The sequence below is a fragment of the Gallibacterium trehalosifermentans genome (genome assembly GCF_042433055.1).
GTDB lineage: Bacteria > Pseudomonadota > Gammaproteobacteria > Enterobacterales > Pasteurellaceae > Gallibacterium > Gallibacterium trehalosifermentans.
Genome location: NZ_JBHLWB010000009.1, coordinates 277,219 through 294,649 on the forward strand (window position 1 = coordinate 277,219; position 17,431 = coordinate 294,649).

The window sequence follows — 17,431 nt, forward strand, 5'->3', positions numbered from 1 at the left end:
AATGTTAGCAAGAAAAGATATTTTAGTTTTAGGTATGATGATTTTTTCCCTCTTTCTTGGAGCGGGAAATATTATTTTTCCACCTATGGAAGGGTATCATGCTGGAACAAGCTGGTTATGGGCTGCTTTAGGCTTTATTCTTACCGGTGTTTTTATGCCATTTATTACTTTAATTGTAGTAACTGTACGTGGTCGTGGAGAAGCGCTTTCTCTTGATTTACCTCGTTGGGTTGGTGTTGTGTTCTGGTCAATTCTTTATTTAATTATAGGCTCAACGTTTGCTATGCCTCGTGTAACAAATGTGGCGTATGAAATGGCATGGTTACCGTTGAATATCTATAACGGTGAAAATTCACATATTATATTTGCTGTTATTTTTAATTTAATTGGTATGGGATTTATGCTTGGACGTAGCACGATGATCTCAACTATCGGTAAATTTATGGCACCAATTTTATTAGTGTTATTAATTATTGTTGGTATTGGTGTGATTTATACGCCATTATCTGAAATTGTATCTCCTTCACATAACTATGCGGAAGGTTCAGCATTAGTAACAGGCATGGTTGGTGGTTATCAAACTATGGACGTACTTTCTGCGATGGCATTTGGTGGAATTGTCGCACGCGCATTTGCGGTAAATAACGTTACGGAAAGTAAAACGATTGTTCACTATACTTTAGCAGCAGGTACAACTTCAGTTATATTATTAAGTGGCTTGTATGTATGCTTATTTTACTTAGGTGCAACGGGTGATATGGTTGCGGCGACATCAACAAATGGTGGACAAATTTTCTCTCGTTATATCAACGCATTATTTTCTATGCCAGGTGTATGGATTATGAGTGGTATTGTAATGTTAGCGAATTTAACCACATTAGTTGGCGTAACCAGTGCGTGTGCTGACTATTTTTCGCAGTTCCATCATCGTTTAAATTACGCATTCTTCGTTGTTGTATTTACGATTGCCACAATTATTATTTCAGAAACTGGGTTGGATACCTTATTGCGTGTTACTATTCCTGCATTATTATTGATCTACCCAGTCGCGATCATGTTAGTGGTGTTGCAATTATTGCGTAAAAAATTACCTAATATTGGTTTAAGCTATAATGCTACTATTGCTTTAACAACGTTATTTAGTTTATGTGATAGCTTGAAAAATATGAATTTATTACCGACAACGATTGAGCAAATCTTGCAACGTTTCCCATTCTATCAAGAGGGATTAACTTGGTTATTACCCGCATTAGCAATGTTATTATTGACAATTATTTTGGGGAAGTTAAAGGATAAGAAGGCTGAATAGTTAACAAATTCCTGTTTTCTTACAAAGCTTTTTTATGGCAATAATCTTTTATGGTTATTGCCATTATTTTTATTTGTATTGAGTGTTATGAATATAACGGAATAATGACGTGTGTAATGCCTAATTAGATAAGAAAGTATTGAGTAAAGAAAAAAATTCCAGTTATAAATAACTGTAATAAAAAAGTTAATTTAAAACTCGTCTAGACTGCGTATAAGTTCTGATCCAATAATTTTCATTTAAAGAACTAATTGTAACGCCTTGGCTAGTACTAGAGTGGATAAATAAATCATTTCCTAAGTAAATTCCAACATGACGATTTTTTCTAAAAAAGACCAAATCCCCTTGTTTTAATTGACTTTTTTTAATTTGATGACCTGATGATTTTTGTCCTGAAGTGCTGCGCGGCAATTTGATATGGAATTTTTCTGCAAATGCAGTCTGCACAAAAGCAGAACAATCAATACCATTTTTACCTGTGCCGCCTAATTTATAACGAACTCCAGCCCATTCTTGATAAAAGTTATTTAATTTTTTATTAATAATTTTACGTTCAGTTGCATTTGTTTTGAGAGTGGAGACATCATGATTAGATGAAGTTGTTTGCTGCGTGTGAGATAAATTGCTACACGCCGTTAAAAACAGAAAGCATACTGGAACAAAAATTCGATAAAACATGACTCAAAAATTAAGTTAGATAATTAAAATTTTTAAAAGATTGGAAATGCTATCTAAAAAGGCTCTTTTTGGCTAGTTATTTTTATTAAAAAACGCCATAAGAACCTATTTTTGTGATTTAGTCCAAACTTTGTGCAAAAGTTTTAACATTTTTCTAATGAACGTAACCAAGAAATTTCATCTTTCCAAATGGTTGGATTAATAGTTTCTAAAATTAAAGGTATATTATCAAAACGTGAGTCTTGCATAATATAAGCGAAAACATCTGTACCGATTGTTCCTGCTTGCAAGCAATCATGGCGATCGACACGACTACCAAGAGGCGTTTTTGAGCCATTGAGATGCATTCCACGCAAATATTGAAACCCAACCGTATTGGCAAATTGCTCAAATGTATATTCGCAGGCGGTTAATGTTGATATATCATAACCAGCAGAAAAGGTATGACAGGTATCTAAACAAACGCCAACTCTCGATTTATCTTTAATATGAGTAATAATTTCTGCTAAATGTTCAAAGTGCCAACCTAAATTAGAGCCTTGTCCTGCCGTATTCTCAATAACAGCAACCACATTTGGCACTTGTTCATGTGCAATATTGATTGATTCTGCAATACGTTTTAAACAATCTATTTCTGGAATTTGTTGTAAATGGCTACCTGGGTGGAGATTGAGCAATTTTAAGCCAAGTTGATCACAACGTTGCATTTCATCAATAAATGCAGTACGTGATTTTTCTAGCCCTTCAGTAGTTGGGTGTCCAAGATTAATCAAATAACTATCATGCGGTAATATCTGTTCTGGTGAAAAGTGATATTGCTTACAGAATGTTTTAAATTTTTGAACTGTTTCTGCTTTTAACGCTGGTGCTTTCCATTGACGTTGATTTTTTGTAAATAGTGCAAAAGCATTGGCATTAATTTCTACGGCACGCAACACAGCATTTTCTACACCACCTGATGCGCTAACATGAGCTCCGATAAATTTCATTTTTCCTCTTCTCCACGAAACCGCTTATTGAAAAATGGGAATTATAGTAAACTTAGCACCTTTCTTCATACTTTTATTGATTATTATTGAGATAGTAAAAATATATGAGTAAACAACCTATTGAAATTAATAACTTTTCTTTAATTTGCCGATTATTTGGCAATATTTTTTATCGCCAACCACAAGATCCAGTATTAGCACCAGCGTTACAGTGGATAAAACAAGATGGTGTGCGTTCTGTTTGGGCATTAGTCTTAGATCAGCAAAGCGAAGTGGCAATGAAGAATTTAGCTGTTAATTGGACTTTAGAACAACTTGTAGAAGATTATCAACATTTACAAGCATCTGTAGATTTTAATTTATCTGGCTATGGGATTGGATTAGAAGATTTTCTGCAATTTCGCCACGAACGAGCTATGCCAGATGTAGAGAATGCAGATCATGTTGCACTATTATTATTAACCTCTTCTTGGATTGAAGATCAAACAGGCTCAATCGAAGCTCAACAGAGGTTATTTCAAGATTTTCTTTTGCCTTGTATGGGACGTTTTCTCGGACAAATTGAAGCTCACGCAAAAACCACATTCTACCGTAGTATCGCACAACTTTGTCGTGATTTATTAGCTGCTATGGCTGATGAGTTAGAAGAGGAAATACAAGAATAAAAAAGAAATGGCGGAGGAAAAGAGATTCGAACTCTTGGAGGACGTAAATCCTCGCCGGTTTTCAAGACCGGTGCCTTCAACCACTCGACCATTCCTCCGCAGAGATAGTTGTTTTAGCGGTGAGCAATATAGTACAGTTTGTGATAGCAGTAAATAGAAAAATGTAAATTTCGGCGCAATAGCTCACTTTTTAAACCTTATGTTGTTTTTTTGCACTTTTTACTATTTTTCTCAGCGTGAATATTGACATTGTTAGGATAAATTATTACCGTTATTAAGTTATTTTTCTAGTTTAGGAGATATTAAAAATATGCAACCAAAAATTGTGATTGATACGCGAGAAAGTTCGGTTTCTATTCTAAGTACAAATCGTGTGCTACGTAATACTTATTTTTTATTAGCGTTAACCATCGCATTTTCTTCACTCACTGCTTATCTTTCTATGGCATTCAATCTGCCTCACCCAGGTTTAATTGTGATGTTGGTTGGCTTTTATGGTTTGTTATTTTTAACCCATAAATTAGCGAATAGTGGATTAGGAATTTTAGCTACTTTCGCGTTTACAGGCTTTTTAGGCTATACCTTAGGTCCAATTTTAAATGTCTATGTAAGCCAAGGATTAGGTGATATCGTGGTTACCGCTTTAGCGGGAACTGCACTGGTTTTCTTTGCTTGTTCTGCTTATGTATTAACCACCAAAAAAGATATGTCATTTCTGTCTGGCATGATGTTTTCGTTATTTATTGTGTTAGTCGTGGGAATGATTGCGAGTATCTTTTTAAATATTCCAGCATTACATTTAGCACTTAGTGCGTTATTTATTATTTTCTCAAGTGGTGCAATTTTATTAGAAACGAGCAATATTATCCATGGTGGCGAAACCAATTATATTCGTGCGACCGTCAGTATTTATGTTTCACTTTATAACATTTTTGTTAGCTTGCTTAATATTCTTTCGGCAAGTCGTGATTAATATGTTTTCATTGCTTAAAAACCGCATCTTATGGTGCGGTTTTTTATTTTATTAATTATAACGATAGGTAATTTTATTTCATTGTATTAAGAAGAGTTTTGTACAATAGCTATTGCTTAAAATTTGAGGTGCTTATGCAATACATTGAGTTTAATGGAAAACAGATTGAAGTCGATGCACAAGGCTATCTATTGAATAGTGCAGAATGGTGTCCTGAATTAGTAAACGTCATTGCAGAGAAAGAGCAATTAGTTTTAACAGAGGCACATTGGGAAGTGATTTATTTTGTGCGTGATTTTTATCAAGAATATAAAACATCGCCAGCAATTAGAATGTTAGTTAAGGCAATGGCACAAAAATTGGGTGAAGAGAAAGGAAATAGCCGCTATTTACAACGTTTATTTCCAGAGGGACCTGCCAAACAAGCAACAAAATTGGCGGGGTTACCAAAACCTGCAAAATGCTTATAAGTTATTTTTTGAGAATAATTCTCATTTACTTTGTGTAAAAAATAAGCTAAACTTTAGGTGATTTGCTTAGTCTATTGAGAAAGAATATGTTAAAAAAATATTTGCTGATACTTTGTCTATTTTGTATTTCTACACTAAGTTTAGCTAAACCGTTTAAAGTAATTACTACCTTTACGATTATTCAAGATATCGCACAAAATGTAGCAGGTGATAGTGCGGTTGTTGAATCTATCACGAAACCTGGTGCAGAAATTCATAATTACCAACCTACGCCAAAAGATATTGTTAAAGCGCAAGATGCGGATCTTATTTTATGGAATGGTTTGCATTTGGAACAATGGTTTACTCGTTTTTTTAGCACATTACCTAAAAATGTACCCAGTGTTGTGGTAAGTGAGGGAGTAACACCTGTTTCTATTTATGCAGGACCATATAAAGGTATTCCCAATCCTCATGCGTGGATGTCGCCAAAAAATGTGATGGTTTATGTGGAAAATATCCGTCAAGCATTAGTGAAATATGACCCCATTCATGCCGAAATGTATAACCATAATGCGGAACAATATCAAGCAAAATTGATGGCGTTGGATAGACAGATTCAAGCTAAATTGGCGAGTATTCCTGCGGAAAAACGTTGGTTAGTTACTAGCGAGGGCGCCTTTAGTTATTTAGCCAAAGCGTATCAATTTAAGGAATTATATCTTTGGCCAATCAATGCAGAACAGCAAGGTACCCCGCAACAAATTCGACACGTTATAGAACAAGTCAAACAATATCAGATCCCAGTCATATTTAGTGAAAGTACGATTTCGGATAAACCCGCAAAACAAGTAGCGAAAGAAACAGGGGCTAAATATGGTGGCGTGTTGTATGTTGATTCCTTATCGACACAAACAGGACCAGTACCGACCTATTTAACATTATTATCGACAACGGTCGATACCATAGCGAGAGGGTTTGAACAGTCATGGAGAGAGTAGCTTCTTTATTGGTTGATGATATCAGTGTACGTTATAACAATGGACATACTGCAATCCATAATATGTCATTTCAGCTATTAGGCGGTACGATTTGTGGCTTAATTGGTGTCAATGGGAGTGGAAAATCTACCCTATTTAAAAGTGTTATGGGGTTAATTACCCCGCAGCAAGGAGAGATTAAACTTTGTGGTATCTCTGTGAAACAGGCATTAAAACAACATTTAGTCGCGTATGTACCGCAAAGTGAAGAGGTTGATTGGCAGTTTCCGATTTCGGTTTATGACGTTGTGATGCAAGGTCGTTATGCGCATATGAATTTTCTGCGAATACCAAAATCAACAGATAAAGCTATTGTTGCGCAAGCGATGGCACGAGTGGATATTACTCATCTGCAAGATCGACAAATTGGTGAGTTGTCTGGTGGACAAAAAAAACGGGTATTTTTAGCTCGCGCATTAGCGCAGCAAAGTAAGATTATTCTGTTAGACGAACCTTTTACAGGCGTTGATGTACAAACAGAACTGGCAATTATTGATTTGTTACAAAAATTGCGAGAAGAGGGCTGTTTGATTTTAGTTTCAACCCATAATTTGGGTAGTGTGCCAGATTTTTGTGATCAAGTGGTCATGATTAATCGTACTGTTATTGCAAGTGGTGCGACAAATTCAACCTTTACGCAAGAAAATTTAGAGAAAGTGTTTAGTGGCGTGCTGCGTCATATCAAATTGCATAGTGAAACTCTGCATGAAGATGGCGACGAACGAGCGGTTACGGTATTGACAGATGATGAAAAGGCTGCCGTATTTTATGGTAAAACGAAAAACGAACCACCTGCAACTTTAGTAAAACCGTATAAGGAGCAATAAGATGTGGGAGTTACTCATTGCCCCTTTTCAATATGAATATATGTTTAAAGCAATTTGGGTGAGCGCTGCAATCGGTGGCGTTTGTGCATTTTTGTCTGCCTATTTAATGCTAAAAGGTTGGTCATTAATTGGCGATGCTTTATCTCATTCTGTCGTACCTGGGGTGGCTATTGCGTATGCCCTTGCGTTACCTTATGCGGTAGGTGCCTTTTTATCTGGCCTGTTAGCCGCCGTTGCGATTTTATGGGTTAAAGCGATGGCTTCTCTTAAAGAAGATGCCATTATCGGTTTTATTTTCACCACATTTTTGGCGTTAGGTCTATTTATTATTTCCTTAAACCCAACGGCTATTGATGTGGAGAGTATTATTTTAGGCAATATTTTAGGGATTGCTGATAGTGATATTTGGCAAGTGGTGATTATTTTAAGTGTTTGTTTTCTTCTCTTATTCCTGTTTTGGAAGGATTTATTATTAGTTTTTTTTGATGAAATTCAGGCTAAGGCTAGTGGTTTAAATCCAACAGCTTTAAAAGTCCTCTTTTTCACATTGTTGAGTGCATGTATTGTGGCGGCGTTGCAAACTGTTGGGGCAATTTTAGTCATCGCAATGGTGATTACTCCAGGTGCTACAGCTTATTTATTAACAGATCGTTTTGCCACACTGCTAAAGATTGCAACTACGCTTGGTGTGTTGACAAGTGGAATAGGGGCGTATATTAGTTTCTTCCTTGATGGGGTAACAGGCGGCATTATTGTTAGTTTGCAAACTTGCTTATTTTTATTGGCTTTTGCCTTTTCGCCTAAATATGGCTTTTTTATCCAACGCTATTATGCCGTTAGGAGTAAACGAGAGGGGGAGTTATGAGTGGATTATTAAATTGGTTCATTGAGCCACTTTCCTATTCGTTTATGCAAATCTCATTAGTAACCGCATTAATGATTGCGGTTGTCTGTGCTGTGTTATCTTGCTATTTGGTCTTGAAAGGTTGGGCATTGATGGGTGATGCGATTTCACACGCGGTTCTCCCTGGTATTGTGTTAGCTTTTATTTTTAATTTACCTCTCACTATTGGTGCATTTATTGCAGGATTATGTTGTGCAAGTAGTATCGGTTTTCTCAAAAATCATGCTCGCTTGAAAGAAGATACTATTATGGGCATCGTTTTTTCAGGAATGTTTGCATTGGGTTTACTGTTGTTTAGCCAAGTTGAAACAACACAGCATTTAACACATATATTATTTGGCGATATTTTAGGTATTGATAAAGCACAAATGTGGCAAATGCTGCTGTTTACTGGCGTGATGTTAGGGATAATTTATTGCAAATGGCGAGATTTGTTACTGTACTGTTTTGATCCAATCCAAGCAAAAGTTGCTGGTTTGAATATAACATTATTACACTATGGGTTGTTAGCATTACTTTCTTTGGCGATTGTATTGGCAATGCAAATTGTTGGGGTAATTTTAGTGGTTGCAATGCTTATTTCTCCAGGGATTACTGCTTATTTACTGACAAAACGTTTTGCACGAATGTTATGGATCGCGATTGGCAGTGCATTATTATCAACTGTTGGTGGCATTATACTAAGTTATCATCTTGATAGTGCAACAGGAGCGACAATCGTATTGACTCAAGCTTCGCTTTTTATTTTATCTGTGGCTATTAGTAAATTCAGATCTCATCAATTACAACATTAGCGGAAATTAGTGAGCAATACTGAAATGATCATATTGTTTAGCGTTATCAATAGTAATTGTTTCTATATATTGCACTGTTGCCGTTTTAGGACCTTGTTGTAACCACTGGTTAAATTGCATTAATTGTTGTTCGGAACCCTGAGCAATAACTAACACTGATCCATCAGGTTGATTTTTAACCCACCCAGTAAGCCCTAAGCGAAGTGCTTCTCGCCAAGTAAAATAACGAAACCCCACACCTTGAACGTGCCCATAAATAATAAATTGTTGTGTTTGCATAATAATCCCTAAATTTTTATTTAAATCTTACAGAAAATAGCATAGGATAATCATGTTTTTTAATCAGAAAACCTTTTAGGAGTGTACATGAAATTATCTCGTTTGGCATTGGTATGTTTAGCAACAACACTTTCTGTAAGTAGCCTAGCTGCAACGGTAAAAGTAACCCCAAATATCTCTCTTCTTGCTATTGATGGCGAAAAAGTAAAATCTTCGTTAACGAAATCTCAAAGCAGCTTCAATATTAGTGATAATGCTACGCACCAAGTTGTGGTTCGAGTTTCTGAAGTGGTAAACAATGGATCTGATAAAACGTTATTTGAATCTAATCCTATTATTGTAACGTTCCAAAGTGGTGATCAAGATTTAGTGATTACTGCACCTCGTTTAGATAATATGCGTAATGCGAATTTATTCACAAAAAATCCAAAAATCATTGTCAAAACAGCGACAGATCAAGAGGTGGGTACGAAACAAGATATTTTACAACAAAGCGGTATTTTCCCAGATACACGTGTGGCAGAAGATTTAGCAGAATATAATGCTTCGCAAGGTGTTGCAGCAGTACCAAATCTTGTTTCTGTCAGTATGCCTGCAGCGCTTCCTACCGCAGCAGGGACAAAAGCAACAAAAGCAAAAATTACCGTCCAAGGTGAAAATGTTGCAGAACAAATGTTGCAATATTGGTATCAACAAGCCGATAAAGAAACGCAAGCACGTTTCTTAAAATGGGCGCAAGGTAAATAATCTTGTTAGGTTGATTTAGATTTGATGTACAATATTGAGCGGACTATTTAGTCCGCTTTATTTTTATAGAAATGAGAAAAGGAGAATGTAATGCAACAAACGATTCGTCAATTAAAAACAAAAAAAACTGTTGCTTTAGTTGCACACGATCACTGTAAAGCAGAGCTTATTTCATGGTGTAAAACACACCAACAACAGTTAGCACAACACCATCTGGTGGCGACAGGGACTACAGGACATTTACTTGCGAAAGAAACAGGGTTGACTATTAATAGCTTATTAAGTGGTCCAATGGGAGGTGATCAGCAGATTGGCGCATTAATTGCCGAAGGTAAAATTGATATTTTAATTTTCTTTTGGGATCCAATGAACGCTGCACCACATGATCCCGATGTCAAGGCTTTAATGCGGATTGCTACAGTCTGGAATATTCCAACTGCGATCACACGTTCTTCTGCTAATTTCTTAATTTCTTCACCATTATTTACCCAAACCACAGAGATTCAAATTCCTGATTACCAAGGCTATTTAGCGGAGCGTTTGCAATAAGATGTTGAATGTTGCTTTAAATGTGTGGAATTTCTTTTTTGGTGGGTTTGCGATCTCTCTAGCGTGGCTAATGGCGACTTTTTTTAGTGCTATTTTGCTGGTAACTTTGCCGTATACTCGCAGTTGTTGGGAAATTTTTAAGCTATCGTTAGTGCCTTTTGGACATGATATTGTTCATGTGAACCAAATAGCGCCACAGCATTCTGTGGTAAATGGCATTGGTGCTGTACTCAATATTGTTTGGTTTATTTTGTTTGGCTGGTGGCTTGCCATTGCCCATATTATTGTTGGTGTCATGCAATGCTTTACGATTATTGGTATTCCAACAGGGATTATGCATTTTAAATTAGTACGCATTTCACTCTTTCCAGTTGGACAAAGAGTCGTAGAAAAAGAGTATGCAAATTATCTTAATCAGAAGAAGTTCTTTAAATAAAAATGATATTTAAGCTGTTTTGGGAACGAGTAAATACTACATGGTTAAATAGTAAAATCTTAGCGGTTATTCCAATGTTTTTAACCGTTAATATTATTGCGATTGTTGTCTGGTATTTTGAGATTTCTTCCATCAGTATGCCATTGATTTTAGGGGCGATTGCAGGGGGATTGGTGGATTTAGATAATCGATTAAGTGGACGAGTAAAAAATTTATTTTATACTTTAATTGCCTTTTCGATTTCTTCTTTAGTTGTTCAAATTACCTTTGTTGACCATTATCTTTTTATTTTGGTCATGGCAATATTAACTTTTTTCTTTACTATGCTAGGTGCGATTGGGCAGCGTTATAGCACGATCGCATTTGGTAGTTTGGTTGTTGCTTTATATACGATTCTTGCATATAACCCCGAACAAGTTTGGTTTCTTAATCCAATCTTAATTTTAATGGGGACTTCACTTTATAGTTTATTGACTATGCTGGTTTATCTACTTTTTCCATTAAAACCAGCACAAGAAAATCTGGCGAATGCTTATTTGGCATTAGCAGATTATCTGCAAACTAAAGCAGAATTTTTTAATCCAGATAATCGTGAAGCCGATTTAGATCAGCAACAAACTGCGTTAGTAATAGCAAATAGTCGTGTAGTTCAAGCCTTTAATTTGTGTCGTAGTGCATTGTTTTATCGTTCAACAGGAAACTCGGTATCAAATACGACGTTAAAGATGATTAACAGCTATTTCATTGCACAGGATATTCACGAACGAATTAATTCCAATTATTTTAATTATGCTGAATTGTTATCTGATTTGAAATATAGCGATTTAATTTTCAGAATTCGTTATTTACTTGAATTACAAGCAAAAACGTGTCGAGCTTTTGCGAAAACTTTACAACGTAATCAAGCGTTTCTTTATTATGGCAAAGTCAAACACGCCACGATGGAATTAGAACAATCCTTTTCACATTTTAAAATGACAACCCCTGATAGCGAACACATTAGTAATTTAACCGTTTTATTAGAAAGTTTGCAGAAAATTGAGTTACAACTAGCTCATTTAGATGCGAATGTAAAAGAAACCGAACATAGTGTAATGAATTGGCGAATTCATCAAGATCGAATTACTGGGTTAGCCAATATTTTTCGGGTAATTAAAAATCAATGTACCTTTGAATCTCAGTTATTTCGTCATGCAGTACGTCTAACAATTGTGGTAACTGTCTGCTGTTTAATCGCTAATAATATTCCGCTTGAACGAGGGTATTGGATTTTATTAACTGCCGTTTTTGTTTGTCAGCCAAATTACACTACAACGCAAACAAGGTTAAAACAGCGGATTATTGGTACGATTTTAGGGGTATTAGTTGGATCATTGATGCCATATTTCACCACGAGTTTGGAAAGTAAATTAGGCATTGTGGTTATTGCAAGTACGTTATTTTTATTTTTCCGTACCAATAATTATAGTTTTTCAACTTTTTTCATTACGATTCAGGTATTGATAAGTTTTAATATTATTGGGGTAGATATTGCTTCTGCAACATTGCCTAGAGCGGTAGATACCATTATTGGTTGTGTTATTGCAGGATTAGCTGTGGCTTATTTATGGCCAGATTGGAAATATTTACGCTTAAAATATACCTTGATCAATGCGTTAAAGAGTAATGCACGTTATCTCTTAACGATTATGGTGCAACTACAGTTTGGTAATCACCATGATCTGAAATATCGTATTATCCGCCGTCAAGCTCACGATAATGCTACGGCGTTAAATACTGCGGTATCTAATCTTAATTATCAAGGCTATAAGGATAAAACTCGGTTAAATAATGCGTTTGAATTATTAAAACTCAATTATTCTTTATTAAGCTATATTGCGGCATTAGCAACATTTCGTTCTCAAATGAACACAGCAAAATTAAGCACGCAAATGTTGATTCACCTTTATCCTATTTCACGACGGATCATTGCGATTTTGGATAATTTTGATCAATTAACAGGAGATGAGTTTGAGCAATCTATGCAAGAAGTAACGGAATTATTGCAACAATTACAACATAGTACGTTATTGCCAACTACTGCGACTTTTCTACCATTGATTAAGCAGTTGGAAGCTATCGCTAAAACTTTGCCTACATTGTTTATTGATTACCAAAAAGAGATAGAATTTAAAGTACGTTAAAACTTATTTTTGTTGAAAATGATTTTTAGCTTTGAACAAGGTGCAAGGAATCGCATTACTACTTATTACTATTTGCAGCGATTTTTTTATTAATATGAGGTGTTTAGTGGTAAAACCCTTTATTTTTAATGTATAAAGGGTTTTATTCTTCAGTTTTGGTGGTTAAATCGTCGCCCACAGATCGTATTCATCTGCGTTATGAATGGTTGCCATTACAATATCGCCAACGTTAACCTGTTGTTTACTTAAATTATCAAGATAAACCACGCCATCAATTTCAGGTGCATCTGCCATTGAACGACCGATAATGCCTTCCTCATCAATTTCATCAATCATCACCGGTAACGTTTTACCAATTTTCTGTTGTAAACGTGCCGCAGAAATTTGTTGTTGTAATCGCATAAAGCGATGGAAGCGTTCTTCTTTTACTTCTTCAGGAACTTGATCTGCCATATCAGTTGCTGATGCACCTTCGACGGGACTAAATTTAAAACAGCCAACACGGTCCAGTTGTGCTTCCTGAATAAAATCAAGCAACATTTGGAAATCTTCTTCCGTTTCCCCAGGGAAACCAACGATAAAGGTTGAACGTAAGGTTAGTTCAGGGCAAATTTCACGCCACTGTTTGATTCGCTCTAATGTACGATCAATCGCACCAGGGCGTTTCATGGCTTTTAGGATTTTTGGGCTAGCATGTTGGAGTGGAATATCTAAATATGGCAAGATTTTTCCCTGTGCCATTAATGGAATTAATTTATCCACATGCGGGTATGGATAAACATAATGTAAACGAACCCATACCCCTAAGCTACCGAGTTGTTCACATAAAGTGAGCAAGTCATTTTTAATTGGCATTCCATTCCAGAAAACCGTTTTTGATTTTTGTTCTTTCTGATTTTTATCCAACGCATATGCAGAGGTATCTTGAGAAACGATTAATAACTCTTTTACCCCAGCATCGACTAAACGCTTTGCTTCGTCCAAAATGGTATTAATTGGGCGACTATCTAAATCACCACGCATTGATGGAATAATGCAGAATGTACAACGGTGATCGCAGCCTTCAGAAATTTTGACATAGGCATAATGTTTAGGCGTTAATTTAATTCCTTGTTTTGGTACCACATTGATATACGGATTATATTCAGGTTTTGGTGCATATTTATGGACATGATTCATCACTGCTTCATAACTGTGTGGACCAGTAATTTCTAATACTTTTGGGTGTACTTCACGGATTTGATTTTCTTTTGCCCCTAAACAACCTGTTACGATCACTTTGCCATTTTCTTCTAATGCTTCACCAATCGCTTCTAACGATTCTTGTACCGCACTATCAATAAAACCACAGGTGTTGACAATGACAAGATCTGCATTTTCATAAGTAGGGACAATGTTATAACCCTCTGCACGCAATTCGGTCAAAATACGCTCAGAGTCCACTAAATTTTTCGGACAACCAAGGCTTAAAAAGCCAATATTAGGTGTTGTAGTATTCATAGTTTTTATAGTTTGGATAATAGGATTAATCACTCAAAAAAGGCGTAGATTGTACAAAATTTAGGTGGGGAATGCTAGCATCGTATGTCAGATACTGCAGTATCTGACATACTGATAAACATTAGCGTTATGCTTGGGTGAGTTTGATTAAACGGGCGATATTTTGTGCCGTAGAGATTAAATTCTCCTTTCCTAGTGCAAGTGTTTCTTCCAATGAGGCAAGGTTGCGGATAATTGGGAAAACCGCATCAATGCCTCCGTCATATACCACTTCATAATCAGAACGTAAGCAACCAGCAATGGCAATCACGGGTTTATTAAATTGTTTGGCGACTTTGGCAACGCCAATTGGTGTTTTACCGTGAATAGTTTGTCCATCAATTCTTCCTTCGCCAGTAATCACTAAATCTGCGTCCTTAATATAATGAGCTAATTGTGTTGCTGAAATAATGATTTCAACCCCCGCTTTTAATTGACAATGTGGCAATAATTGTAAACCAGCTCCCATACCACCAGCGGCACCAGCCCCAGCAATATGATTAATCTCTTTGTAGTATTGTTGAGCGACAATTTTAGCAAAATGTGCTAGAGCGGTATCTAACTGTTGAACCATATTTGGCGTAGCACCTTTTTGCGGGCCAAAAGTTGCTGAAGCGCCAGTTTCGCCACATAAAGGGTTATCAACATCACACGCCACTTCAAATTGTACATTAGCTAAACGTGGATCTAAGGTATCTAATTGAATTTGTTGTAAGTGTTGTAGTGTTGCACCACCAAAAGGTAATTCATTTCCTTGAACATCAGTAAATTTAGCACCTAATGCTTGCAACATTCCTACGCCAGCGTCATTTGTTGCACTACCGCCAATACCAAGAATGATTTTGGTTACACCATAGTCTAAAGCAGCTTTAATTAATTCACCTGTACCATAACTGGTGGTAATGAGTGGATTACGCTGTTGTTCAGGTACAAGATGCAATCCTGAGGCAGCTGCCATTTCAATAATGGCTGTTTTTTGATCTGCTGAAAGTCCCCATTCTGCAATTACAGTATTACCAAGTGGTGCAGTAACTTGTGTTTTAATGACTGTTCCTTGCCACGCATCAATCAATGATTGTACTGTACCTTCACCGCCATCAGCCATCGGAATTTTGTAATATTCCGCATCTGGGAAAATACGCTTAAAACCTATCTCAATCGCTTTAGCTACTTGTAAAGCGGTGAGGCTTTCTTTAAAAGAATCTGGGGCGATAATAATTTTCATCGGAAATCCTTATTACAACAAAATTAAGGAAAGTAGATAAACGGTTAAAATACCAACAACTCCCATAATAAACGTCAATGCGGTTTGTGTTCGATAACCTTGTTGCGGTGTTAATTTGGTAAAATTAGTTACAACCCAATAATAGCTATCATTGGCGTGAGATACACACATTGCACCAGATGAAATTGCCATAACAGTTAAAGCGGCGGCGATTTCTGATGTCAGCTCTAAGGCACTCATTAATGAATCACCTACATTAAACATTCCCATGATTGATGCGGTCGTGATAATGGCAACCGTAGAACTTCCTTGAGCTGTTTTTAAAATAGCAGAAATAATAAATGGGAAGAAAATTCCAGCCGTACTAATTACTTGCGCATTTTGTTTGATATATTCGACAAAACCTGCTTCAGTAATGACTTTTCCTAAGACCCCACCTGCCGCAGTGATAAAGAGAATTGGACCAACAATTTTTAGCGTTTCATTGGTAATTGTGTCAAACTCACTGATTTTTTTCGTATTCACTAGCAGAAGAATAGCAAAGATAACACCTGTTGCAAGTGCGATAATTGGATTACCTAAGAAGCTGATTAATATTGCAAAACTCCCTGTAAAACCGACAATTTTAATGATAGATCCTAATGCCATTAATGTAATTGGAATAAAAATGGGCGCTAAACTTAAAAAAGTATTTGGTAATTGTCCATATTGCTTGATCAAGTCATCATAATTTTTGATAAGTATTTCATCGCAAGTATTTTCTTCAATATGAACTGTTTTGCTGGTATATCTGGCAAAAAAGTAACTGGCTATTAAAACTGGAATAGAAACAACAATTCCCAGACCAATGACTAAAAGTAAATTATTACCTAAGCCAACAGCACCAGCTGCAGCAATGGGACCTGGTGTTGGGGGAATAAAAACATGAGCTGCATATAAACCAGCACTTAATGCAACCGCCATACCAACAGGGTTCGCTGATATTTTTTTATAAATAGCTTCTCGAATAGGGTTTAATACAACAAAACCACTATCACAAAATACAGGGATACCAACAATCCAGCCCATAATTAACATTGCTAATTCAGGGTTTTTCTGCCCAACGATTCTTACGACAAGATCTGCCAATTTGAGTGCAGCACCAGTTTTTTCTAAAACAGTTCCGATAATGGCACCAAAGATAATGACGATACCGATAGTTTTAAATGTACCACTGAATCCATCGCCAATAATAGTTGGAATTTTTGTTAAATCGATACCAGCGATTAAAGCCAATAGAAAAGAAATAGACATTAAAGCTAAAAATGGGTGGACCTTAAATTTTGCGATCATTAGGATCATTATTATGATTGCGATAATAAAGCAGATAAGCAATATGAAACCACTCATATAGAACACTCCTTATAATTTAGATGAACTATCGAAATTATTGCTATTAATTGTGCAAAAATCTTTGTATAGATAAACAATAAAAAGCTTTTTTATCTATTATTTATTGTGGTTTTGGACAATGATGTATCTAGGATTGTACTTAAATATAAGATAAATAGATCATTTATATCATTGAATTTTAAATGGGTTAGCTGCTCAATTTTCTTTAAACGATAACGTAATGTATTGGTATGAATAAATAGTTTTTCACTTGTGAGAGTGAGATCACAGTTTGATAAAAAATATTGTTGTAAGGTTTTACGCAGTTGATAGGTATGAGAGTGTTTTTCTAATTCTTGTATTGGCTTGAGTAATTCTTGTGCTTGCCAAGAGCCTGTTAATTTATCAGACTCGTGCCGTAAAACTCCGTCCTTCAGGGCGGAGATATAAGGCACAAACGGCGTAAGCCATTTC

General features: G+C 36.1%; 19 protein-coding genes and 1 tRNA gene. 12 read left to right on the forward strand and 8 right to left on the reverse strand.

What is annotated here, in order from left to right; genetic code table 11:
- Position 1 precedes the first annotated feature (1 nt).
- Positions 2–1,309, forward strand: a complete 1,308-nt coding sequence (gene brnQ / locus ACFFHK_RS09030) for a branched-chain amino acid transport system II carrier protein (protein WP_382371648.1) — start codon at positions 2–4, stop codon at positions 1,307–1,309.
- Between the two features lie 186 nt (positions 1,310–1,495).
- On the opposite strand, the gene ACFFHK_RS09035 is transcribed toward brnQ, so the two are convergent.
- Complete coding sequence (locus ACFFHK_RS09035; protein WP_382371650.1) at positions 1,496–1,987, reverse strand: NlpC/P60 family protein; 492 nt, start codon at positions 1,985–1,987, stop codon at positions 1,496–1,498.
- A 143-nt stretch (positions 1,988–2,130) separates the two neighbouring features.
- Entirely contained in the window at positions 2,131–2,976 is an 846-nt protein-coding gene (gene nfo / locus ACFFHK_RS09040; protein WP_382371652.1) for a deoxyribonuclease IV, read from the reverse strand.
- Positions 2,977–3,080: 104 nt separating this feature from the next.
- Here nfo and ACFFHK_RS09045 point away from each other — a divergent pair, with 104 nt between their 5' ends.
- Positions 3,081–3,641, forward strand: coding sequence for a TorD/DmsD family molecular chaperone (locus ACFFHK_RS09045; protein WP_382371654.1), 561 nt, complete (start codon positions 3,081–3,083; stop codon positions 3,639–3,641).
- Between the two features lie 8 nt (positions 3,642–3,649).
- Here the strand turns inward: ACFFHK_RS09045 and ACFFHK_RS09050 are convergent.
- Positions 3,650–3,739, reverse strand: a tRNA-Ser gene (locus ACFFHK_RS09050).
- Between the two features lie 212 nt (positions 3,740–3,951).
- Between ACFFHK_RS09050 and ACFFHK_RS09055 the strand changes: the two genes are divergently transcribed.
- The 6 genes from ACFFHK_RS09055 to ACFFHK_RS09080 all read left to right on the forward strand — a co-directional run bounded on the left by ACFFHK_RS09055 (position 3,952) and on the right by ACFFHK_RS09080 (position 8,628).
- Positions 3,952–4,614, forward strand: coding sequence for a Bax inhibitor-1 family protein (locus ACFFHK_RS09055; protein WP_382371656.1), 663 nt, complete (start codon positions 3,952–3,954; stop codon positions 4,612–4,614).
- A 134-nt stretch (positions 4,615–4,748) separates the two neighbouring features.
- On the forward strand, positions 4,749–5,084 hold the full coding sequence (locus ACFFHK_RS09060; protein WP_382371658.1) for a TusE/DsrC/DsvC family sulfur relay protein: 336 nt from the start codon (positions 4,749–4,751) through the stop codon (positions 5,082–5,084).
- A gap of 86 nt (positions 5,085–5,170) precedes the next feature.
- Positions 5,171–6,064: a metal ABC transporter substrate-binding protein gene (locus ACFFHK_RS09065; protein WP_382371660.1), complete on the forward strand. Its 894-nt coding sequence runs from the start codon at positions 5,171–5,173 to the stop codon at positions 6,062–6,064.
- The gene (locus ACFFHK_RS09070; RefSeq protein ID WP_382371662.1) at positions 6,052–6,930 is read left to right on the forward strand and encodes an ATP-binding cassette domain-containing protein; all 879 of its coding nucleotides are present in this window, start codon (positions 6,052–6,054) and stop codon (positions 6,928–6,930) included. The genes ACFFHK_RS09065 and ACFFHK_RS09070 overlap by 13 nt, the downstream gene beginning before the upstream one ends.
- A 1-nt stretch (position 6,931) precedes the next feature.
- On the forward strand, positions 6,932–7,795 hold the full coding sequence (locus ACFFHK_RS09075; RefSeq protein WP_382371664.1) for a metal ABC transporter permease: 864 nt from the start codon (positions 6,932–6,934) through the stop codon (positions 7,793–7,795).
- The gene (locus ACFFHK_RS09080; RefSeq protein WP_382371666.1) at positions 7,792–8,628 is read left to right on the forward strand and encodes a metal ABC transporter permease; all 837 of its coding nucleotides are present in this window, start codon (positions 7,792–7,794) and stop codon (positions 8,626–8,628) included. Before ACFFHK_RS09075 ends, ACFFHK_RS09080 begins: the two co-directional genes overlap by 4 nt.
- Before the next feature lie 6 nt (positions 8,629–8,634).
- Here ACFFHK_RS09080 and ACFFHK_RS09085 read toward each other — a convergent pair whose 3' ends face one another.
- Complete coding sequence (locus ACFFHK_RS09085; protein ID WP_382371668.1) at positions 8,635–8,907, reverse strand: acylphosphatase; 273 nt, start codon at positions 8,905–8,907, stop codon at positions 8,635–8,637.
- Between the two features lie 87 nt (positions 8,908–8,994).
- On the opposite strand from ACFFHK_RS09085, the gene ACFFHK_RS09090 reads away from it, so the two are divergent.
- From ACFFHK_RS09090 to yccS, 4 genes are all read left to right on the forward strand, one after another.
- Entirely contained in the window at positions 8,995–9,654 is a 660-nt protein-coding gene (locus ACFFHK_RS09090; protein ID WP_382371670.1) for a curli polymerization inhibitor CsgI-related protein, read from the forward strand.
- 90 nt (positions 9,655–9,744) lie between these two features.
- Complete coding sequence (locus tag ACFFHK_RS09095) at positions 9,745–10,203, forward strand: methylglyoxal synthase (RefSeq protein ID WP_382371672.1); 459 nt, start codon at positions 9,745–9,747, stop codon at positions 10,201–10,203.
- Position 10,204: 1 nt separating this feature from the next.
- On the forward strand, positions 10,205–10,639 hold the full coding sequence (locus ACFFHK_RS09100; RefSeq protein ID WP_382371674.1) for a YccF domain-containing protein: 435 nt from the start codon (positions 10,205–10,207) through the stop codon (positions 10,637–10,639).
- A gap of 2 nt (positions 10,640–10,641) precedes the next feature.
- The gene (gene yccS / locus ACFFHK_RS09105) at positions 10,642–12,822 is read left to right on the forward strand and encodes a YccS family putative transporter (protein WP_382371676.1); all 2,181 of its coding nucleotides are present in this window, start codon (positions 10,642–10,644) and stop codon (positions 12,820–12,822) included.
- Between the two features lie 162 nt (positions 12,823–12,984).
- Here yccS and rimO read toward each other — a convergent pair whose 3' ends face one another.
- From rimO to ACFFHK_RS09125, 4 genes are all read right to left on the reverse strand, one after another.
- Positions 12,985–14,322 (reverse strand): 30S ribosomal protein S12 methylthiotransferase RimO, encoded by a 1,338-nt coding sequence (gene rimO, locus ACFFHK_RS09110; RefSeq protein WP_382371678.1) that lies wholly within the window; start codon positions 14,320–14,322, stop codon positions 12,985–12,987.
- Between the two features lie 127 nt (positions 14,323–14,449).
- On the reverse strand, positions 14,450–15,586 hold the full coding sequence (locus ACFFHK_RS09115) for a glycerate kinase (protein ID WP_382371680.1): 1,137 nt from the start codon (positions 15,584–15,586) through the stop codon (positions 14,450–14,452).
- 12 nt (positions 15,587–15,598) lie between these two features.
- Complete coding sequence (locus ACFFHK_RS09120) at positions 15,599–16,975, reverse strand: GntP family permease (RefSeq protein ID WP_382371682.1); 1,377 nt, start codon at positions 16,973–16,975, stop codon at positions 15,599–15,601.
- Between the two features lie 92 nt (positions 16,976–17,067).
- Positions 17,068–17,431, reverse strand: a 364-nt coding sequence (locus tag ACFFHK_RS09125) for a PucR family transcriptional regulator (protein ID WP_382371684.1), incomplete at its 5' end; no start/stop codon positions are given.